Below are 19,018 nucleotides of genomic sequence, written 5' to 3'. Positions count from 1 at the left end.
AGTTACTGCCAGCCGTCGACGACCCGCTCGAGGTCGTCGGTGATTCGACCGGCGTCGGGGTTCTCGCCGCGGTAGGTTCGCTCGACGTACCCGTCCGGATTGACGAGGAACGTCACCGTGATGTGGATGAAGTCGTAGTCGTCGCCCATCTCCTCGCGCTGGAAGGGGATCCCCAACCCCTCGTGGACGATCTCCTTCGCCCGCTCACGGCCGTCAGGACGGAGATAGTGCCAGTTGCCCGCCTCGAGATCGACGTCGAACATGTCGGCGTGTTCCCGGAGGCTCTCGGCAGTGTCGCGCTCGGGATCGAACGTGATCGCGAGAAACCGGCTCTCGTCGCCTAAACCACGGTCGGCCGCGTTGTCCTGGACACGTGTAAGCGAGTCGATCAGCGGGATGCACTCGGCGGGACAACTCGCGAAGAACGCCGTCGCGACGAACGCGTCGTCCCCGAGGTCGTCGACGGCGACGGTCGTTTCGGCGAGCGGGTCCTCGGCCTCGAACGTCGGGAACGGATCCCCGTAGGTCGGGTACGAGGGGTCGCCCTCGATCCCCTCTTCTGGCTGCTCGAGGACGACGTCGTCGGACGATTCCTCGGCCACCAGTCCGGTCAGACAGCCCGCGACGGCGGTCAGTCCAGCGGTCGCTCCGGCACCGAGCACGCGGCGTCGGTTCATTGTCGGCAGTAGCCACCGAACGACCAAGTACGATCTGGTGTATTTGTCGAAACACTCCCGGAGAGCGGCGATACGGCCCGTCTACGGGCGAGGCGTTCGGGAACCGAACCAGACGGGACTTAGTCGTCGAGCACGTCTCGGACGGTATGGACGAGCAAACGAGAGACGAAGGTCGGCCCCGCGACGGCGTTCCCCGCCGCGCGGTGCTGGTCGGCGCGGCCGGCGTCGGGATCGCGTCGCTCGCCGGCTGTCTCGGCGGCGACGGCGACGCCCCCGATCCCATCACGATCGAGGGCGAGCAGACCTGCGACCAGTGTACGATGGTGATCGGCCAGCACCCCGGCCCCGTCGGACAGGCCCACTACGCCGACGCCGAGGCCGTCGTCGGCGAGGACCGGCCCGCACAGTTCTGTAGCTCGCTGTGTACGTACACCTACACCTTCGAGCGTTCCGAGGCGGGCGACGACCCCGAAGCCACCTACCTGACCGACTACTCGAGCGTCGAGTACAGCATCGACACGGCCGACGACATCGAGGAGATCAGCAACCACCTCGAGGCCGAGGCGTTCGCGGCGGTCGAGGACCTCTCGCTGGTCGTCGACAGCGAAGTCCAGGGAGCGATGGGACCGTCGATGATCGGCTTCACCGACGGGGACGAGGCCGAGGAGTTCCGGGCCGACCACGGCGGCGAACTGTACGATCACGAGGACGTGACCAGCGAACTGGTCATGTCGCTGATGGGCGGCGGATAACCGAGGACGAACCGACTTTTTTCGCGACGGATCAGCGAGTCGATGAAGCGACACAGCGACGGCTCCCGCTCGAGCCACGAGTTACGTTACCGGCGGACGCCCCAGATCGCGACCGCGAGCGAGCCGACGGTCCAGGCGGCAAGCCCGATCAGACTGGCCAGCGGCGAGGCCACGCGCGGTCCCGTTCCCGAGGCGACGACGACCGTCGTCTCGAGGACGAGCCCGCGGTACGCGCTCAGCGGACTGATCGCCAGCGAGTACAGCAGGTCGGCCTCGCCGATCACGCCCTCCGCGAGCCCGTAGACCAGCGCCAGGTCGAAGCCGATCAGCAGGGCGACGAGCGCGACGACCGCCAGCGCGAGGGCGCTGCGGGTCCCGCCGACCAGCGCGGAGATGGCGATCGCGACCGCCAGGAGGACGAGGCCGAACAGGACCGTCAGGACGAGGAACCGGGCGAACAGGATCGGCGAGTCCGCACCCGTGTGGGTCGCGTAGATAGCGACGGGATCTTCGCCCCCCAATGCGATCCCGACCGCGGCCAGCACGAGCGGCACCGCGATCGCGACGGCGACGCCGACGGCCCGGCCCGCGTAGACCCCAAGGACGATCTCGCGGGACGAGACGGGATAGGTCTCGAGGACGTCGAGTTCGCCCCGCAGTTCGTCGCCCAGGATCGCCCGGTAGCCGAACGCGACGGCGACGATCGGGACGAGCAACTCGAGCGGCGTCAGGAGGTCGACGGTCGTGGGGAGATACCCCGCAGTGAACCCGTCGCCGATCCAGGTGATCCCGAGGACGACGGCCGCGAGCGCGGCGGCGAGGAGGTAGAAGGTCCGGGTTCGGGCCACGGTGTGGAGTTCGCGGTCGACGATCGTCCACAGGCGGTGACCGGTGCTCGGGATCGACGGCTCGCGCTGGGATTCGGCCGCGGTTGCCGCTCGCGTCTCGCCGGATTCGCCGCTCATTCGTCGGTCACCCCCTGCACCCGCACGGTGCCGGCCTCGGCTGCGACCGACTCCTCGTAGACCCCGCGCAACGAGTCGACGCCGAGGTCCGCCCGCAGCGCCGCGGGCGGTCCCCGGCGGACGATCCGCCCCTCGTCGAGTATCGCGACCTCGTCGGCGACGCGGTCGACCAGTCCGAGGTCGTGGGAACTCAGCAGGACCGCCGTCCCCTCCGCGGCGAACTCCGAAGCGATCTCGAAGACGTGTCTGCTCATGCCGGGATCGAGGCCGCTCGCCGGCTCGTCCAGTACGACGACCGGCGGATCGCCGATCGTCGCCTGTGCGATCCCGGCGAGTCGTGTCATGCCGCCCGAGAGCGCCTCGACGGGCCGATCGGCCGCATCCGCCAGTCCGACCGTCTCGAGGCGGCCCATCGCGTCGTCCGCGTCGGCGCCGACGAGCGACGAGTAGAACTCCAGCGTCTCGAGGACGGTGAACCCCGGGCGGAAGGCGGGCTGCTGTGGAAGATACCCGATCCGGCGGACGGCCTCCCGGCCCTCGTAGGCGACCGAGCCCGACGTCGGCTCGAGCAGGCCGGCGAGCACCCGCAGCAGGGTCGTCTTGCCGGAGCCGTTCGGCCCGACCAGGGCGGTGACGGCCCCGGCGTCGACGGCCATCGAGAGGTCCTCCAGAACGGAGACGTCCCCGTAGGCGTGGTCGACGTCCGTCGCCTCGAGAACGGGCGCTCGGTCCGTCTCCGGCGTCGAGTCCCGCTCGGACCGGGTTCCGGACCGCGGTTCGGGGTCAACGCTCGCGTCGGCCGGGGGTGCGTTTGCCCGTCCCCTGCGATTGCTCTCGGAGTCGTTGTCGTCGTTCGATTCCCGCGCTCGGGACGCGGCGCTCGAGTCGCCGGTCGGCGCCGCGTTCGGGCTGGCCGTCTCGTCGGTCATATCATGTCTCACCGTAACTCGTCGGTTGCGTTCGATCGCAGGACCACGCTCGATCGGCCCACTCGGTCCGCTCGAGGAGGTCCGGGTTGTTCGGTTCACAGGTCGGTGCCAGATCGACGACGCTGCCGGTCCGCATCCCGGGGACGGTCCCCTGTAGACCCTCGAGTGCATCGAGAGCGGGCGCACGCGACAGCGTCTCCGCGCCGTCGACCCGGTGGAGCCGCCGGTCGACGGGGTCGGTCGGCGAGTAGGACCGCTCCATGACGGAGCCGTCCCGGCCGGCCGTGTCGAGAGCCGTCGCGCCCTGCCAGTAGTTGCCGACGCCGTCGTCGGTCCAGATCCGCAGCGGGCCGGTTCCCGCGTCCGCGTGGACGTCGTTCTCGACGAAGTCGTTTCGCGTCACCCGATTCGTCGGGAGCATCGAGCGCGTCTGGGCCCCGATCTCGTTGCCGGCGACGACGTTTCGCTCGTAGATCGTCCCGGTCGCGTCGACCCGCAGACCGACGCGACTGTCCGTGAGGACGTTGTCGGCGATGTAGGAGTCGCTCCCGCTGGGGAACAGCGCGTAGTCGGCGTTGCTGATGTCGTTGCCGACGACGGCGTTGCGCTCCGGCCCGGTCATGACGTAGATCCCCGTGTTGGACTGGTTCCGAAGCCGGTTGTCCGCGACCAGCGAGTCCGAGGTGTGCATCAGGTGGACGCCGAGGCGGTTCCCCTCGAAGTAGTTGTCCCGGACGACCAGCCCCGGCGACCGGTGGGAGTAGACGGCGTCGCGGCCGTCGTACACCGTCGAGTTCTCGACGACGATCGGCGAACGAAACGCCAGGATCGCCGCGTGGCCGTCCTCCCACATCTCGGGGCTGTGGACGGTCACGTTACGGACGACGGACTCGCCGCTGCGCCGGAGGACGATCCCGGTGATCTCGGAGTCGATCGTGACGTTCTCGATCAGCGAGTCGGTCGCGGAGTGGGCCGCGATTCCGGCGTCGCCGCCGGCGTAGTTACGCTCGAACGTCGCGTCCCACTCCTCGTCGTCGCCGTCCTCCTGGGGATCGAATCCCGGCAACTCGCCGGAGCCCTGTTGCACGGTCCCGGAATCGGTGATCTCGAGGTCGATCAGCGCGGTCCGGTTCGCCGTCGTCGTGATCACCGACCCGTTACCGCCGCCGTCGATGGTGACGTTCCCGTCGCCGACGAGCGTGAGCGGGCGATCGATCTCGAGACGTTCCTCGTACTCCCCGGCCGGGATCCGGACGGTCGTGTTCGCTGGCGCGTCGTCGATCGCCCCCTGGATGGTGTCGGCGTCCTCGCCGACGACGGTCGAGACGGGCCGGTCCCGGAGGTCGGCCCCCGCCGCGACGCGGCGGTCGCCGTCCGCGCGGTGGTCGTCGACCCGGTCGCGGACGACGGTCGCCTCCGCCCGGTCGAACTCGGCCTCGAGCAGATCCGTCCACGCGAGGACGGTCCCGCCGCGGGCGTCGGCGAACGCCTCGGCGTCGACCCGGTCGGAGAAGGGAAGGATCGCGTTCCCCCGCGGCGTCGCCGCCTCGCTGTCGTGGACGTACCACGCGCGTTCGGCGTCGACCCAGCCGGGTTCCCCGCGCTCGGCGACCGCGGGATACCCCTCCTCGGTGAGCTCGACGTCGACCGTCGAGTAATCCGTCACGTACACCGCGAGCGGGTAGCCGAACTGCTGTGAATGACCGGCTTCCCGGCTCGTATCGACGTAGGTGTCGATCCCGTAGTAGCCGACGACGTACTCGTACTGGGAATAGAAGACCTGCGCCTTCGGCAGTGCGACCCGCTCCTCGAGGCCGTACTCCTCGGACAGGGGCAGCCCCATGGAGACGGTGTCGTCGAAGGGGGCCGGTTCCGGCGTCGTCGACTCGACCTCGACCACGAACGGGCCGATTGCGGCGACCGAGCCGACCAGGAGGAGGACGACCGCGCCGACGACGCGCCACGAACGATTGGGCACGGTCGAGATTGGCGTGACGCGTACGTATAGCGTTTGGTGCGGTCGTCGAACGCGACTGTCACTCGCGCGGACCATCACGGATTAGTATAACCCGAGAATAGGGTCGGGTATGCGAACGCCAGCACCGGACACCCGTCCCGTCGCGCTGACCATCGCGGGCAGCGACTCCGGCGGCGGTGCCGGGATCCAGGCCGACCTCGCGACGATGACCGCCCACGGCGTCTTCGGCACGTCGGCGATCACGGCCGTCACCGCCCAGCACACCCGCGGCGTCGAGTCCTCGTACGCGCTCCCGCGAGAGGAGGTCGCGGCCCAGATCGACGCCGTCACCGACGACTTCGCCGTCGGGGCCGCGAAGACAGGCATGCTCGCGACGACGGAGATCGTCGAAACCGTCGCCGAGCGGGCCGCCGACTTCGCGTTCCCGCTGGTGGTCGACCCCGTCATGGTCGCCACCTCCGGGGACCGCCTGCTCGAGCCCGAGGCAGAACGCGCCTACGAGGACCTGCTCGCGGAGGCGGCCGTCGCCACGCCCAACGCCGACGAGGCCGAAGTGCTGACCGGCGTCGCCGTCACGGACCAGGAGAGCGCCTGCGAGGCCGGCGAGGAACTGCTCGACCTGGGCGTCGACGCGGCGCTCATCAAGGGCGGCCACGTCCCCGGCGAGACCGTCCGGGACGTCCTCGTCACCGGCGATGAGACGACGACGTACGAACACCCGCGGATCGGCACCGAGGCGACCCACGGCTCCGGCTGTGCGCTCGCGGCCGCGATCGCCGCCCGCCTGGCCCAGGGCGACGATCTCGAGGCCGCAGTTGACGGCGCGACCGACTTTCTGGCCCGCGCAGTCCGGTACCACTACGACGTCGGCGAGGGGCCGGGTGCGGTCAACCACGCCGTCGAACTGCGCAACCGGGCTGCACGCGAGCCGACCGCCGAGGAGGTCGAAGCCGTCGTCGAGCATCTCGTGGAAGCCGACGCGGCGGCGCTCGTCCCCGAGGTCGGAATGAACGTCGTCGGCGCGACCCCCTACGCCGAGACCGTCGCGGAGACGGCGGCCGTCGAGGGACGAATCACCCGGACGCTCTCCGGGATCGAGCCGAACCGGGGCGTCCGGTTCGGCGCCTCGAGCCACGTCGCACGCTTCCTGCTGTCGGCCCGGGAGTTCACCCCCGAGTTGCGGTTCGCGGCCAACTGCCGGTTCGCCCCGGACGTCGAGGACGCGCTCGAGGACCTGGGCTGGACGGTCGCCGAGTACGACCGCACGGACGAGCCCGCAGACGTCTCGGAGACGGAAGGCGAGACGATGGGCTGGGGAGCACGGCAGGCGTTCGCCGACCGCGAGGAGCCGCCCGTCGCCGTCGTCGACCGGGGCGACGTCGGCAAGGAGCCGATGACGAAACTGATCGCCCGCGATGCCGAGACGCTCGCCGAGCGGCTCCGTTCGCTGGCCGGCGCGCTCGAGGCATAGCGACGAACCGGGGTCCTCCCCTACGGCTCCGATCCGTTCCCGTCGAGTTCCGGCTCGAACAGGTCCTCGATCCGACAGTCGAAGTGGTCGGCCAGCTCGAACGCCAACTCGAGCGAGGGATCGTATCGCTCCCGTTCGATGGCGTTGATCGTCTGGCGGGTGACGCCGACTTCCTCTGCGAGTTCGCCCTGGCTGAGGCCCGCTGCCTCGCGACGGTTCGGCACGTCGTTTTTCATGCGATCACCGCCGCCGACTGACGACCGTATAGCACGCGCCGTAGAGAAGCCCGAGGGCCGACACCGCATAGATGACCCCCCACAGCGTCGCCCCGATCGTGACGTAGCCGCCGGCATCGAGCACGTACAGCGCCGGAACGACCGACAGCGTCGCCACGCAGACGACGGTGATCGTCAGCCCGCTGGCGCGGTCGTGGATCTCGGCGTCGCGCTCGTCCAGCAGCGTGACGTCGGAGACGTGGGGATAGCCAAAGGCCACCGCCATCGCCACCCAGACCGTCACGAGATAGCTCGCGGTCCCGGCGAGTCGTGCGTCGACGACGATGCCGGCGACGAGGGCAAGACAGCCGACGAGGACCAGACCCCAGACCAGCCGTTCGTACGTTCGTTTCCCGGCCGCGAACGGATCGCGGATCGATCGTATGCTGTCAAACATGCTTTACAGTAAAGCATACTTTACACCCTCATAAATCTATTCCAGGAGATCCGGGCGGTCACCGATCCTGACTCGAGCACGGTCGCGAGCGGTGCCGGAAACCGAACTCTCATTCCCGGCGGCGTGATACCACGAGTCATGGTCGAGAACCCGTTTGACGTCGAAATTCGCGTCGGCGAAGTGCTCGAGGCCGAGTCGTTCACCGAGGCGAGAAAGCCGAAAATGACGAAACTGTGGATCGACCTCGGCGAGGCGGGCGGCGAGATCCAGTCGGCGGCGCAACTCGATCACCACTACGATCCCGAAGACCTCGAGGGACGACAGGTGCTGTGTGCGACGAACCTCGGCGAGGTGCGGATCGCCGGGTTCAAATCCGAGGCGCTGACCGTCGGCGTCCCCGGCGAGGACGAGTATCCCGTGCTGGTCGAACCCGAGGCGGAGGTCCCGCTGGGCGGCCTGCTCTTCTGAGACGGATTGCTATAACGATTTACCGGCGCAACCGCTGCCCCGGGCCACGGTTGCGCCGGAAATGACTTACAGTAAACCGTATGAGACGCCGTCGTCGCGACTAGACCCAACAGTAGAGCTATATGTCCGGCCGGAACAGGGGCCAGTATGGGCGACACGTCGCCCCCGACAGGCGGAACCAACGTGGAAGGGGAAACGCCCCGGATCGAGCCGACCGTCGAGACCGAGGAGGCGACGATCACCGACGAGGCCGAACTCGAGCGGACCCTGGGACTGGCCGGCGGGCTCGCGATCGGGATCGGGACGATGATCGGTGCAGGGATCTTCGTCTTCCCCGGGCTGGCGGCCGGCAACGCGGGACCCGCGGCCGCGGCCTCGTTCGCCATCGGGGCCGTCGTGGCGCTGCTGGTCGCGCTCCCGGCCTCGGAACTCGCGACCGCGATGCCGAAATCCGGCGGCGGCTACTACTTCATCTCCCGCGGGCTGGGGACCCTCGCCGGGACCGTCGTCGGGCTCTCGCTGTGGTTCGGGCTGGTGTTCGCGACCGCGTTCTACCTCGTCGGGTTCGGCTACTACGCGGTCGATACGCTGGCCGAACTCGGAATCACGGTCGGCGAGGGGTTGGTCATCCCGACGGCGTTGCTGTTCGGCGCGGGGTTTACCGCCCTGAACGTCACGGGGACCGAAAACGCGGCGAAGCTCCAGAACGGCGTCGTCGCGCTGTTGCTCTCGATCCTCGTGGCCTTCCTGGCGTACGGCGGGCTGGACGCGGCCGGCCTCATCGGCGATCCGGCTGCCCGCGAGCAGTTCGCGCCCTTCGGCGCGGTCCCCGTGTTTTCGACCGCGGCGCTGGTCTTCACCTCGTATCTGGGCTTCGCACAGGTTGCGACCGTCGCCGGCGAGATGAAATCCCCCGGCCGGAACCTGCCCCTGGCGATGGTGGGATCGGTGCTGGTCGTCGGCGTCCTCTACGTCGTGACCGTCTTCGTCGCGACGAGTGCGTTCGGCAGCGATCGCCTCGCGGACCTCGGCGAAACGGCGATGGTCGAGGTCGGCCGCCACTACCTCGGCACCGCCGGTGCCGTCGCCATCGTCTTCGGCGGGCTGCTCGCAACGATGTCCAGCGCCAACGCCTCGGTACTGAGCACCTCCCGTGCGATCTACGCCGTCTCGAGGGACGCACTTCTCCCGGCGGGAGCGAGCCGAATCAACCTGCGATACGGGACGCCCCACGTCGCGCTCGGACTTGCGGGCGGCCCCATCCTCGTGTTGACCGCGACCGGCCGCGTCGAACTGCTCGCGGAGGTCGCCTCCTTCCTCCATCTCATCATGTACGGGCTGATCTGCGTGGCGCTGATCGCCCTGCGGCGCGACGAACCCGACTGGTACGACCCCGAGTTCCGGGTGCCCGGCTACCCGGTCGTTCCCGTTCTGGGGGCCATCAGTAGCTTCGCGTTGATCGGATTCATGCAGCGAGCCTCACAGATCGTCGGCCTCGGAGTCATGCTGCTGACCGCCGGCTGGTACGTCTACTACGCCCGCGACGTGGACCTCAAAGGCAAACTGTGATCCCATGAGTTCACACCCACCGTGATAGATCTACCATGACAGATTCACCAACCGACGATTCGAACCGACGGACGCGCACGCTCGTCCCGCTGGAAATCCTCGAGGGGGAATCGGTACCGGCCGGCCTGGTCGACTTGCTCGAGCCGACTGACGTGACCGTCCTCGGCTACCACGTCCTGCCGGAGCAGACGCCGCCCGACCAGGCGCGGCTGCAGTACGAGGACCGGGCAACCGACGCGCTCGAGGACCTCGCCCGGGAGTTCGGGGCCGAGGAGGGCACCGCCGACTACCGGCTCGTGTTCACCCACGACGCCGAACAGACGATCGAGCGCGTCGCTGCGGACACGGGAGCGGGCGTCTACGCGATCACGGGCGCGACCGGGCCGATCGATCGACTGCTCGTGACGCTGACCAGCGACGTCGCGGTCGAGCGGATCGTCTCGTTCGTCGCGGAACTGATCGGCGACCGGGAGATCGGCGTCACGCTCTTTCTGGCGACCGACGACGAGTCCGCTGGCCGGGAGTTGCTCGAGACGGCGGCCGGCCCGCTGTCCGAGCGGGGGATCGACGTACGGACGCAACTCTCGCTCGAGGAACCGCCGCTCGAGGCTTTAATCGACGCGGCAGCGGACCACGATGCCGTCGTGATGGGCGAACAGGCCCCCTCGCTGCGAACGCTGGTCTTCGGCGAGGCTGCCGAACGGGTCGCCGCGGAGTCGTTCGGGCCGGTGCTCGTGGTTCGGCGTCTCGAGGGCGAAGGCGAGGGAGAGGGCGAAGCCGCCGACACCCCGTTGCTGTCGGACGGCTCCGAGGAGTGAGTTCTCACCCGCCGTTCTCGTCACTTTCGTCCGCTTCGGCGCCTTCATTCCCGTGTTCCTCGCCGTCCTCGCCGTCCTCGAGATACTCCCCGCGGATGACCAACACCGGATCGACCGTTCCCCTGGCCAGGGTCTTCGCCCGGTCGCGGAAGATGAACCGGCGGATCGACGGTCGACTCTCGCCGAGGACGAGCATGTCGTGCTCCGCCGCGGCCGCGAGGATGGCCTGGGTTGGCGAGCCCTCGAGCGTCACCTGCGCGTGTATCCGATCGCGGTCGACGTCGGCGGCTTCCAGTTCGTCAGCCGCGGTCTCGACCAACTCGTCGGCCGCGTCGCGGTCGCTCTCGTCGCCGATGACGCGGAAGAACGTCACCTCGAGGTCGGTGCCGGTCAGCAGCGTTCCGAGAAGGTCGGCGATGTACTCGAGGTTGACGTCGCCACGGATCGCGACCAGCACCGACTCGAGTTTCGGCGCGGGGTTGAGCATCAGGACGGCGTGGCAGTCCTCGTCGACCGCGACCCGCTCGAAGGTTTTCAGCCGATCGTGCGTGAAGACGAGGCGGGTCGAGACGTCGACGCAGCCGGCGTCCTCGAAGACGGACCGGAGTTCCTCGAGTTCCGCACGGGCGCGGTCGCCGTACTGGTCGCGGGCGTGACTGGTGGCGATCTGGTCGGGAATCTCGCGGTAGGCGAGCAGCGTGACCGGAACGGACGCGAACGCGTCGACGACCGTCCGGGGGACGCTTTGCCCGCCGAGGACGTCGACCGGGACGAGCACGCGGTGATCTCGAGAGCGAGGGGCAGCCATCGGTTGACTCGTGACGACGTACCACGCGAGCCGTAATAGTACCCCGACAGGAGTCACACGAATCGATCCTCTCGTTTCCCTCGCCCGTCGATCACTTTCGCCCCGGATCCCGCAGGGTTTTTGGGGTGGAACGCCACGGCTCGCGTATGACAGAGGCGACGGGGATCGTCGGCGAGTTTCTCTCGCTGAAAGAAGAGACCGACGCGGAGTTGCTGGCGATGCAGTGTGGCGACTTCTACGAGTTCTTCGACGAAGACGCCGAGATCGTCGCCGACGAACTCGATCTGAAGGTATCCCAGAAGTCCTCACACGGATCGTCGTACCCGATGGCCGGCGTCCCGGTCGACGACCTGACGCCCTATCTCAAGGCGCTGGTCGAGCGCGGCTACCGGGTCGCCGTCGCCGACCAGTACGAGACCGACTCCGGCCACGCCCGCGAGATCGTCCGCGTGGTGACGCCGGGAACCCTACTCGAGACGACCGACGCCGACGCACAGTACCTGGCGGCGGTGGTCGCCGGCGGGACGACCGACGACTACGGCCTCGCGTTCGCCGACGTGACCACCGGCCGCTTCCTCGTCGCGGAGGCGACAGACGCCGACGAGGCGCTGACCGAGTTGTACCGGTTCGACCCCGTCGAGGTGCTGCCGGGCCCCGACGCGCGGGCGGACGACGACCTGCTCAAGACCGTCCGCGAGCGGATCGACGCCACGCTCACCCTCCACGAGACCGAGGCGTTCGCACCCAAGCGGGCCGACCACGCGGTCGGCGAGCAGTTCGGCCGGGAGACGGTCGACCGGCTGTCGGTCGGCGACCCCGCGATCGCCGCCGCCGGGGCGGCGCTCGATTACGTCGAGGAGACCGGCGCGGGCGTGCTGGCCTCGATGACCCGCATCCAGGCCCACCACGGCGACGACCACGTCACGCTGGACGCGACCACACAGCGCAACCTCGAGTTGACGGAGACGATGCAGGGCGACAGCGAGGGGTCGCTGTTCGAGACGATCGACCACACCGAAACCAGCGCGGGCGGCCGCCTGCTCAAGGAGTGGCTCCAGCGGCCGCGCCGATCGCTCGAGACGCTGCGCCGGCGACAGGAGTCGGTCGCCGCGCTCTCGACGGCCGCGCTGGCCCGCGACGAGTTGCAAGATGCGCTGGGCGAGGCCTACGACCTGGCGCGGTTGGCCTCGAAGGCGACCCACGGCAGTGCGGACGCCCGCGATCTGCTGTCGGTCCGGGACACGCTCGGGGTCCTGCCGACGCTCCTCGAGACGATCGAGTCGAACCCCGACCTTGCCGACTCGCCGCTTGTCGAGATCGTCGATCGACCGGACCGCGAGGCAGCCGCGGACCTCCGGGGGACCCTCGAGGAGGCGCTGGCCGAGGAGCCGCCGTCGACGGTCACCCAGGGCGGACTCTTCCGGCGGGGCTACGACGACGAACTCGACGAGGTGATCGAGCGCCACGAGGAGATCAAGGAATGGCTCGACACCCTCGCCGAGCGCGAGAAATCCCGGCATGGCCTCTCGCACGTCACCGTCGACCGCAACAAGACCGACGGCTACTACATCCAGGTCGGCAAGTCCGCGGCCGACGGCGTTCCCGAGAGCTACGAACAGATCAAGACGCTCAAGAACTCGAAACGGTTCACGACCGAGGAACTCGAGGAGAAAGAGCGGGAGGTGCTCCGACTCGAGGAACGTCGGGGCGACCTCGAGTACGAACTCTTCGAGGAACTCCGCGCGGAGGTCGCCGACCGCGCGGAACTCCTGCAGGACGTCGGCCGGGCGCTCGCGACCGTCGACGCGCTGGCGAGCCTGGCGACCCACGCGGCCGAGAACCGCTGGGTTCGGCCCGACCTCCACCGCGGGGATCGGCTCGAGATCGATCAGGGCCGCCACCCGGTCGTCGAGCAGACGACCGAGTTCGTCCCCAACGACGTGCGGATGGACGAGGACCGGGGCTTCCTGGTCGTAACGGGGCCCAACATGTCCGGGAAGTCGACGTACATGCGCCAGGTAGCCTGTATCGTGTTGCTGGCGCAGGTCGGCAGTTTCGTCCCGGCGCGGGACGCCGAGATCGGACTCGTCGACGGCATCTTCACCCGCGTCGGCGCGCTGGACGAACTCGCGCAGGGCCGGTCGACGTTCATGGTCGAGATGAGCGAACTCTCGAACATCCTCCACACGGCGACCGAGGACTCGCTGGTGATCCTGGACGAGGTCGGCCGCGGGACCGCCACGTACGACGGCATCTCGATCGCCTGGGCCGCCACGGAGTACCTGCACAACGAGGTCCGGGCGAAGACGCTCTTCGCGACCCACTACCACGAGTTGACGGGGCTCGCGGAGGAACTCCCTCGCGTCGCGAACGTCCACGTCGCCGCCGACGAACAGGACGGCGACGTCACCTTCCTGCGGACCGTCCGTGACGGCCCGACCGACCGTTCCTACGGCATCCACGTCGCCGACCTCGCCGGCGTGCCGAACCCCGTCGTCGACCGGGCCAGGGACGTCCTCGAGCGCCTGCGCGAGGAGAAGGCCATCGAGGCGAAAGGCGGAGGCTCGAGCGAGCCCGTCCAGACGGTGTTCGACCTCTCGAGCGGCCAGTTCCGCGGGGAGGCGAGCGCCGACGGCGGGGAGCGCGAACGTGAACGCGAACGGGAGCCCGAAACCACAGACGCCGCGATCGATCCCGAGGCGAAAGACGTCCTCGAGGACCTCGAGGAGATCGACGTCAACACGACGCCGCCGATCGAACTGGTCTCGAAGGTTCAGGACCTGCAGCGACGGCTCGAGGGCGACGGCGGCGAGTAGCTCCCACGCCGACGACCGTCGCAGTTTTCTCCGCGGAGGTATCGAACTCGGTATGGGCTACGACGCACTCGTCGAGCGGCTGGCGGGAGGCGGCGACGACGCGACCGCGACCGACGGACCGCGGATCGTCGCCTTCCCCGACGGCAGCGTCGACGAGTACTACGCCGCGTACGACGGCGAGGGAAACCGGATCGCCGAGCGCGAGACGTTCGGCGAGCGGATCGCCCGCAGCGAATACGACTCGTTCCCGATCGAACGCCGGTCCAGGGAACCCGCCGGCCAGGCGGTCAACATGGCCCGACAGACCCACGCGCTGGGGGCGGAGACGACGCTGTACGGTCACCTCGAGGATCCCGTCTTCGCGGACTTGCCGTTCGAAACGGTCTCGATGGGCCCGCCCGCACGGATCGACGTCTTTCCGTTCACCGACGACGACCTGTTACTCGCCGAACGGGCACGCCCGATCGAGGACTGGACGCTCGAGGACCTCGCGGCCGCCGCTGGCGAGGAGCCGGGTGACGCGCTGGAAGCCGACGCGCTCTGTTGTGGCAACTGGGCGTCCGCGAGGGGACTGACCGACGCGATGGCGACGCTCGCGGACGGGGCGGTCCCGGCCGACGTCGGGACGGTCGTCGTCGACCCGGGGCCGGTAAGCACGCGGTCGGACGACGCCGTCGAGGCCTTTCTCGAGGCGCTGGGCGACCTCGACGCGCGGACGGACGTCGTCTACAGCGTCAACCGGGCGGAACTCGAGGCCACGGTCGCGGCGCTCGACGGCGATCTCGGTGCGGAGGACCGCGAGCACGTCCGAGCGGTCCGGTCGGCGGCCGAAATCGAGGCCGCCGTCCTCCACGAAACCGAGGCGGCGGTCGCGGCCACGCGGGACGGCACGGTTGCCCTCGAGAACCTCGCGGTCGAGGAGCCGCGACGGCGGACCGGGGCCGGGGATCGGTTCAGCGCGGGGCTGACCGTCGGCCGAGCCCGTGGCTGGGAGTGGGAGACGGCGCTCGCGCTCGCCAACTGCTGTGCGGCCCACTACGTCGAGACGGCGACGACGGGCGACCCGGCAGCCCTCCGCTCGTTCGCAGAGACGACGCCCCGGCGCGAGTGAGCCGAACTGCTCCCCGCCAAAATATCGCTTCAGTACTCGAGGTCGATCGTCGCCGGCGTCTCGTTCTGGATGTTGTCGCCGACGGGGCAGCGCTCCTCGACCTCCGCGAACCACGCCTCGATGGTATCCTCGTCGGCGTCGGCCTCGACGTCGATCGTCACGTCGATCCCTCGATAGCCAGCCCGGCCGTCCTCGGTCTTCCCCAGGAACTTCGCGGGGTCGATCTCGCCCTCGAGGTCGATCTCGACGGACTCGAGGTCGAAGCCGTACTCGTCGGCGACGGTGTGGGCGACGACGTTGAGACAGCCCGCCCACGAGCCCAGCAAATACTCGACCGGCGTCGGGCCGTCGTCGGTCCCGCCGCTCTCTGGCGGTTCGTCGACCACGAACTCGAAGTCGCGGGTCGATACCGTCGTCTTCGTATGACTGTCGCTCGTCGCCGAGACGCCGAATCGCTGGGTCCGTGCTGAGTCGCTCATCACCCCGACCTTGCGAACGCCGGGTATTCAAGCGTGGGACGGGGGAAAATGGCGGGGCTACCGATGACGGCCGACGTATCGGAAGCCGTCGCCTGGGCCGTCAGGACGGCCGTCCAGGGGCGACCGCGGGCCCGGGGGTGCCTCGGAGGTTTCGGCAAGTCTTCCGCTCCGGTGTCCTAGTGTCTCGGTAAAGGAGGGCCGGTGGTCCCCTCGAGCGGCCGCGAGGCCTCGGCGGTCGAGTGTCCGGAGTGGATACGCTTTTGCGACTCCCGCGAAAGCATCACGTATGAACCTCCGGCTTCGACGGGCGCTCGAGGGGATTACGTGTCCGCTCGTGACGCCCCTGGACGCGGACGGGGACCTCGATGAGGGTGCACTCGCCGATCTGGTCGATCACCTGCTCGCGGGTGGAATCGACGGGCTGTTTCCCTGCGGGACGACCGGCGAGTTCGCGAGCCTCACGCCCGCGGAACGGCGACGGGTCGTCGAGATCGTCGTCGATCGCACGGACGGCGAGGTGCCGGTACTGGCCGGCGCGGCCGCAACGAGCGTCGCGGAGACGGTCGACTACGTCGAGGAGGCGGCCGACATCGGTGCCGACGCCGCAGTGGTCGTGTCGCCGTACTTCCACCCCTCGAACGACCCCGACGGCGTCCGGCAGTTCTTCGACCGGGTCGCCGATGAGACGTCGCTACCCTTGCTGCTGTACAACATTCCGGCCTGTACCGGCGAGTCGATCCCGCTCGAGGTCGTCGAAGCCCTCGCCGAACGCGAGTCGTTCGTCGGCCTGAAGGACTCGAGCGGCGACCTCGAGTACTTCCTGTCGGCGCGAGAGTGCACCCCCGAGGAGTTCCTCCTGTTACAGGGGTACGACGCCCTGCTCGTTCCTGCGCTCCGAACCGGTGGCGACGGCGGCATCAACGCGCTGTCGAACGTCGCCCCCGAGGCCTACGCCGAACTGTCCGAAACCGCCGAGACGGAGCGGGGCCGAATGCTCCAGTCGGCGGTCTCGAGGCTGTTCGAAGCCTGCGGCGAGTACGGGTTCGCGCCGGTGACCAAGACCGCGCTCGCCTATCGGGGCGTGATCCCGAACGACGCCGTACGGCCGCCGCTGGTGTCGGTGCCCGACGATGACCGCTCGCGAATCGAAACCGCCGTCGACGCACTGCTCGAAGTATGACCGGAGAACCCGACGACTCGAGAGCCGAACCCGACGGAGCGCCGACGAATGCGGACGGGACCGAGATCCACCAGTTGGACGAGGATACCGTCGCCAGGATCGCCGCCGGCGAGGTCGTCGAGCGACCCGCCAGCGCGGTGAAGGAACTGGTCGAGAACAGCCTCGACGCCGACGCCTCCCGCGTCGAGGTCACCGTCGAGGAGGGCGGCACCGAACTGATCCGGGTCGCCGACGACGGCCGCGGGATGACCGAAGCCGATCTTCGGGCCGCGGTCCGCCAGCACACGACGAGCAAGATCGCGGACCTCGAGGACCTCGAGTCGGGCGTCTCCACGCTGGGCTTCCGGGGCGAGGCCCTGCACACGATCGGCTCGGTCTCGCGGCTGACGATCCGGTCGCGGCCCCGCGACGGGAGCGGGGCGGGGACGGAACTCGTCTACGAGGGCGGCGACGTGACGAGCGTCGAACCCGCGGGCTGTCCCGTGGGAACCGTCGTCGAGGTCGAGGACCTCTTTTATAACACGCCCGCACGCCGGAAGTTCCTGAAGACGACCGCGACGGAATTCGCCCACGTCAACCGCGTCGTCACGCGGTACGCGCTGGCGAACCCGGACGTCGCCGTCTCGCTGACCCACGACGGCCGGGAGGTGTTCGCCACGACGGGCCAGGGGGACCTCCAGGCCGCCGTCCTCGCTGTCTACGGTCGCGAGGTCGCCTCGTCGATGATCCCGGTCGAAGCCGACGGCGACGACCTCCCGCCGGGCCCGGTCGACTCCGTTTCCGGTCTGGTGAGCCATCCCGAAACGAACCGCTCGAGCCGGGAGTACCTCGCCACCTACGTCAACGACCGCGCCGTGACCGCGGACGCGATCCGCGAGGGGATCATGGGCGCGTACGGGACGCAACTGGGAAGCGACCGCTACCCGTTCGTGGCCCTCTTCCTCGAGGTGCCTGGCGACGCGGTCGACGTGAACGTCCACCCGCGCAAGCGCGAGGTGCGGTTCGACGACGACGATGCCGTCCGCCGGCAGGTCGACGCGGCGGTGGAGTCCGCGCTGCTCGAGCACGGGCTCCTGCGTTCTCGCGCGCCCCGTGGGCGATCCGCGCCGGGCGAGGCGCGGGTCGAACCCGACCGCAGTGAGACGGTAACGGGCCGGGGCGCAGAGTCGGTGGCGTCGGATGCGAGCGGTGACTCGGATCGCGGAGGATCGGCGCTCGACTCACGGGAAGTCGATACGGCGGACGACGGGATGGACGACACCGCTGCGGCCCCGGAGCCGGAACGCTCGAGCGCGAATCCGACCGCGAGCGCCGCCACCCCCGGAGACGAGTCCAGCCCCGAGTCCGAACCCGACGCGTCGAGTTCGCGGTCGCCGCCGGAAACGTCGCCGGACCCGACGCGAGACCGGACCGGATCGACCGACCGCTCGCCGACCGAGGGGGGCGAACCGGCTCGAGGGGCGACCGAACCCGACGAGTCGGGCGATTCCGGGCGGAACGCAACCCTCGAGTCCGCGTCGGGAACCGAGGAGGTCCGACCCGCTGGGGAACACGGGTCGGACGCGGACCGGACGGACGCCACGGGCGAGCGGGACCCCCACGACCCCGAACGCAAGTTCGACGGTCCCTCCGAGCAGCGCACCCTCGAGGGCGACCCCGCCACCGGCGACCGGACGGCGTTCGACTCCCTGCCGCCGCTGCGGGTCATGGGCCAGCTCGACGACACCTACCTCGTCTGCGAGACGCCCGACGGGCTCGCCCTGGTCGACCAGCACGCCGCCGACGAGCGGGTCAACTACGAGCGCCTGCGGGACGCCTTCGCCGACGACCCGCCGGCACAGGCCCTGGCCGAACCCGTCGAACTCGAACTCACCGCCGCCGAGGCCGAGGCGTTCTCCGGGTACGCCGACGCCCTCGAGCGGCTGGGCTTTTACGCCGACCGGGTCAGTGACCGAACGGTGGCCGTCACGACCGTCCCCGCCGTCCTCGAGGAGACGCTCGAGCCCGAACACCTGCGGGACGTCCTCACGTCGTTCGTCGAGGGCGACCGCGAGGCGGGCGCCGAGACGGTCGACGAGCTGGCCGACGAGTTCCTCGGCGATCTTGCCTGTTATCCGTCGGTGACGGGGAACACGTCGCTGACCGAGGGTTCGGTCGTCGACCTGCTCGCGAAGCTGGACGACTGCGAGAACCCTTACGCGTGTCCGCACGGCCGGCCCGTCATCGTCCGGTTCGACGGACAGGAGATCGAGGAGCGGTTCGAGCGGGATTATCCCGGCCACGGCGGCTGATACGGATTGCTGTAACTGTTTACCGGTACAACCG

At 69.3% G+C, this 19,018-nt stretch carries 17 protein-coding genes; 9 read left to right on the top strand and 8 right to left on the bottom strand.

The window, feature by feature from the left end:
* Positions 1 to 2: 2 nt before the first annotated feature.
* The gene (locus tag CHINAEXTREME_RS07710; RefSeq protein WP_007140125.1) at positions 3 to 677 is read right to left on the bottom strand and encodes an SCO family protein; all 675 of its coding nucleotides are present in this window, start codon (positions 675 to 677) and stop codon (positions 3 to 5) included.
* A 146-nt stretch (positions 678 to 823) separates the two neighbouring features.
* Between CHINAEXTREME_RS07710 and CHINAEXTREME_RS07705 the strand changes: the two genes are divergently transcribed.
* Entirely contained in the window at positions 824 to 1,429 is a 606-nt protein-coding gene (locus CHINAEXTREME_RS07705; protein WP_007140126.1) for a nitrous oxide reductase accessory protein NosL, read from the top strand.
* 86 nt (positions 1,430 to 1,515) lie between these two features.
* On the opposite strand, the gene CHINAEXTREME_RS07700 is transcribed toward CHINAEXTREME_RS07705, so the two are convergent.
* Genes CHINAEXTREME_RS07700 through CHINAEXTREME_RS07690 form a run of 3 tightly spaced genes read right to left on the bottom strand, consistent with a single transcriptional unit; the run spans position 1,516 to position 5,301 of the window.
* A complete protein-coding gene (locus CHINAEXTREME_RS07700; protein WP_007140127.1) occupies positions 1,516 to 2,394 on the bottom strand; it encodes an ABC transporter permease in 879 nt (292 codons plus the stop codon).
* Positions 2,391 to 3,323 (bottom strand): ABC transporter ATP-binding protein, encoded by a 933-nt coding sequence (locus CHINAEXTREME_RS07695; RefSeq protein ID WP_007140128.1) that lies wholly within the window; start codon positions 3,321 to 3,323, stop codon positions 2,391 to 2,393. Before CHINAEXTREME_RS07695 ends, CHINAEXTREME_RS07700 begins: the two co-directional genes overlap by 4 nt.
* A 1-nt stretch (position 3,324) precedes the next feature.
* Positions 3,325 to 5,301: a NosD domain-containing protein gene (locus CHINAEXTREME_RS07690; RefSeq protein ID WP_076738707.1), complete on the bottom strand. Its 1,977-nt coding sequence runs from the start codon at positions 5,299 to 5,301 to the stop codon at positions 3,325 to 3,327.
* A 109-nt stretch (positions 5,302 to 5,410) separates the two neighbouring features.
* Between CHINAEXTREME_RS07690 and thiD the strand changes: the two genes are divergently transcribed.
* Complete coding sequence (gene thiD, locus CHINAEXTREME_RS07685; protein WP_007140130.1) at positions 5,411 to 6,772, top strand: bifunctional hydroxymethylpyrimidine kinase/phosphomethylpyrimidine kinase; 1,362 nt, start codon at positions 5,411 to 5,413, stop codon at positions 6,770 to 6,772.
* Between the two features lie 20 nt (positions 6,773 to 6,792).
* Here thiD and CHINAEXTREME_RS07680 read toward each other — a convergent pair whose 3' ends face one another.
* Together CHINAEXTREME_RS07680 and CHINAEXTREME_RS07675 are read right to left on the bottom strand one after the other, a co-directional pair.
* The gene (locus CHINAEXTREME_RS07680) at positions 6,793 to 7,008 is read right to left on the bottom strand and encodes a helix-turn-helix transcriptional regulator (RefSeq protein ID WP_007140131.1); all 216 of its coding nucleotides are present in this window, start codon (positions 7,006 to 7,008) and stop codon (positions 6,793 to 6,795) included.
* A gap of 4 nt (positions 7,009 to 7,012) precedes the next feature.
* On the bottom strand, positions 7,013 to 7,444 hold the full coding sequence (locus CHINAEXTREME_RS07675; RefSeq protein ID WP_007140132.1) for a hypothetical protein: 432 nt from the start codon (positions 7,442 to 7,444) through the stop codon (positions 7,013 to 7,015).
* A 138-nt stretch (positions 7,445 to 7,582) separates the two neighbouring features.
* Between CHINAEXTREME_RS07675 and CHINAEXTREME_RS07670 the strand changes: the two genes are divergently transcribed.
* From CHINAEXTREME_RS07670 to CHINAEXTREME_RS07660, 3 genes are all read left to right on the top strand, one after another.
* Complete coding sequence (locus CHINAEXTREME_RS07670; protein WP_007140133.1) at positions 7,583 to 7,912, top strand: tRNA-binding protein; 330 nt, start codon at positions 7,583 to 7,585, stop codon at positions 7,910 to 7,912.
* Positions 7,913 to 8,059: 147 nt separating this feature from the next.
* Complete coding sequence (locus tag CHINAEXTREME_RS07665) at positions 8,060 to 9,481, top strand: APC family permease (protein WP_007140134.1); 1,422 nt, start codon at positions 8,060 to 8,062, stop codon at positions 9,479 to 9,481.
* A 35-nt stretch (positions 9,482 to 9,516) separates the two neighbouring features.
* On the top strand, positions 9,517 to 10,299 hold the full coding sequence (locus CHINAEXTREME_RS07660) for a universal stress protein (protein ID WP_007140135.1): 783 nt from the start codon (positions 9,517 to 9,519) through the stop codon (positions 10,297 to 10,299).
* Positions 10,300 to 10,303: 4 nt separating this feature from the next.
* Here CHINAEXTREME_RS07660 and CHINAEXTREME_RS07655 read toward each other — a convergent pair whose 3' ends face one another.
* Positions 10,304 to 11,107 (bottom strand): universal stress protein, encoded by an 804-nt coding sequence (locus CHINAEXTREME_RS07655; protein WP_044961583.1) that lies wholly within the window; start codon positions 11,105 to 11,107, stop codon positions 10,304 to 10,306.
* A gap of 146 nt (positions 11,108 to 11,253) precedes the next feature.
* Between CHINAEXTREME_RS07655 and mutS the strand changes: the two genes are divergently transcribed.
* Together mutS and CHINAEXTREME_RS07645 are read left to right on the top strand one after the other, a co-directional pair.
* The gene (gene mutS / locus CHINAEXTREME_RS07650; protein ID WP_007140137.1) at positions 11,254 to 13,923 is read left to right on the top strand and encodes a DNA mismatch repair protein MutS; all 2,670 of its coding nucleotides are present in this window, start codon (positions 11,254 to 11,256) and stop codon (positions 13,921 to 13,923) included.
* A 52-nt stretch (positions 13,924 to 13,975) separates the two neighbouring features.
* Positions 13,976 to 15,034 (top strand): PfkB family carbohydrate kinase, encoded by a 1,059-nt coding sequence (locus tag CHINAEXTREME_RS07645; RefSeq protein WP_007140138.1) that lies wholly within the window; start codon positions 13,976 to 13,978, stop codon positions 15,032 to 15,034.
* A gap of 29 nt (positions 15,035 to 15,063) precedes the next feature.
* Here CHINAEXTREME_RS07645 and CHINAEXTREME_RS07640 read toward each other — a convergent pair whose 3' ends face one another.
* Positions 15,064 to 15,513: an OsmC family protein gene (locus CHINAEXTREME_RS07640; protein WP_007140139.1), complete on the bottom strand. Its 450-nt coding sequence runs from the start codon at positions 15,511 to 15,513 to the stop codon at positions 15,064 to 15,066.
* A gap of 286 nt (positions 15,514 to 15,799) precedes the next feature.
* On the opposite strand from CHINAEXTREME_RS07640, the gene dapA reads away from it, so the two are divergent.
* On the top strand, positions 15,800 to 16,693 hold the full coding sequence (dapA, locus tag CHINAEXTREME_RS07635; RefSeq protein ID WP_007140140.1) for a 4-hydroxy-tetrahydrodipicolinate synthase: 894 nt from the start codon (positions 15,800 to 15,802) through the stop codon (positions 16,691 to 16,693).
* Positions 16,690 to 18,984, top strand: coding sequence for a DNA mismatch repair endonuclease MutL (mutL, locus tag CHINAEXTREME_RS07630; protein WP_007140141.1), 2,295 nt, complete (start codon positions 16,690 to 16,692; stop codon positions 18,982 to 18,984). Before dapA ends, mutL begins: the two co-directional genes overlap by 4 nt.
* The last annotated feature ends 34 nt before the right edge of the window (positions 18,985 to 19,018 follow it).

Origin of the sequence: Halobiforma lacisalsi AJ5 (assembly GCF_000226975.2) — an archaeon.
Lineage (GTDB): Archaea > Halobacteriota > Halobacteria > Halobacteriales > Natrialbaceae > Natronobacterium > Natronobacterium lacisalsi.
The sequence above is the reverse complement of the archived record's forward strand: the minus strand, read 5'-3'. Positions and strand labels throughout refer to the sequence as shown.

Coding starts and splice junctions, on each gene's coding strand:
- CHINAEXTREME_RS07710 (WP_007140125.1), bottom strand. CDS start 677: ATGAACCGACGCCGCGTGCTCGGTGCCGGAGCGACCGCTGGACTGACC.
- CHINAEXTREME_RS07705 (WP_007140126.1), top strand. CDS start 824: ATGGACGAGCAAACGAGAGACGAAGGTCGGCCCCGCGACGGCGTTCCC.
- CHINAEXTREME_RS07700 (WP_007140127.1), bottom strand. CDS start 2,394: ATGAGCGGCGAATCCGGCGAGACGCGAGCGGCAACCGCGGCCGAATCC.
- CHINAEXTREME_RS07695 (WP_007140128.1), bottom strand. CDS start 3,323: ATGACCGACGAGACGGCCAGCCCGAACGCGGCGCCGACCGGCGACTCG.
- thiD (WP_007140130.1), top strand. CDS start 5,411: ATGCGAACGCCAGCACCGGACACCCGTCCCGTCGCGCTGACCATCGCG.
- CHINAEXTREME_RS07680 (WP_007140131.1), bottom strand. CDS start 7,008: ATGAAAAACGACGTGCCGAACCGTCGCGAGGCAGCGGGCCTCAGCCAG.
- CHINAEXTREME_RS07675 (WP_007140132.1), bottom strand. CDS start 7,444: ATGTTTGACAGCATACGATCGATCCGCGATCCGTTCGCGGCCGGGAAA.
- CHINAEXTREME_RS07670 (WP_007140133.1), top strand. CDS start 7,583: ATGGTCGAGAACCCGTTTGACGTCGAAATTCGCGTCGGCGAAGTGCTC.
- CHINAEXTREME_RS07665 (WP_007140134.1), top strand. CDS start 8,060: ATGGGCGACACGTCGCCCCCGACAGGCGGAACCAACGTGGAAGGGGAA.
- CHINAEXTREME_RS07660 (WP_007140135.1), top strand. CDS start 9,517: ATGACAGATTCACCAACCGACGATTCGAACCGACGGACGCGCACGCTC.
- CHINAEXTREME_RS07655 (WP_044961583.1), bottom strand. CDS start 11,107: ATGGCTGCCCCTCGCTCTCGAGATCACCGCGTGCTCGTCCCGGTCGAC.
- mutS (WP_007140137.1), top strand. CDS start 11,254: ATGACAGAGGCGACGGGGATCGTCGGCGAGTTTCTCTCGCTGAAAGAA.
- CHINAEXTREME_RS07645 (WP_007140138.1), top strand. CDS start 13,976: ATGGGCTACGACGCACTCGTCGAGCGGCTGGCGGGAGGCGGCGACGAC.
- CHINAEXTREME_RS07640 (WP_007140139.1), bottom strand. CDS start 15,513: ATGAGCGACTCAGCACGGACCCAGCGATTCGGCGTCTCGGCGACGAGC.
- dapA (WP_007140140.1), top strand. CDS start 15,800: ATGAACCTCCGGCTTCGACGGGCGCTCGAGGGGATTACGTGTCCGCTC.
- mutL (WP_007140141.1), top strand. CDS start 16,690: ATGACCGGAGAACCCGACGACTCGAGAGCCGAACCCGACGGAGCGCCG.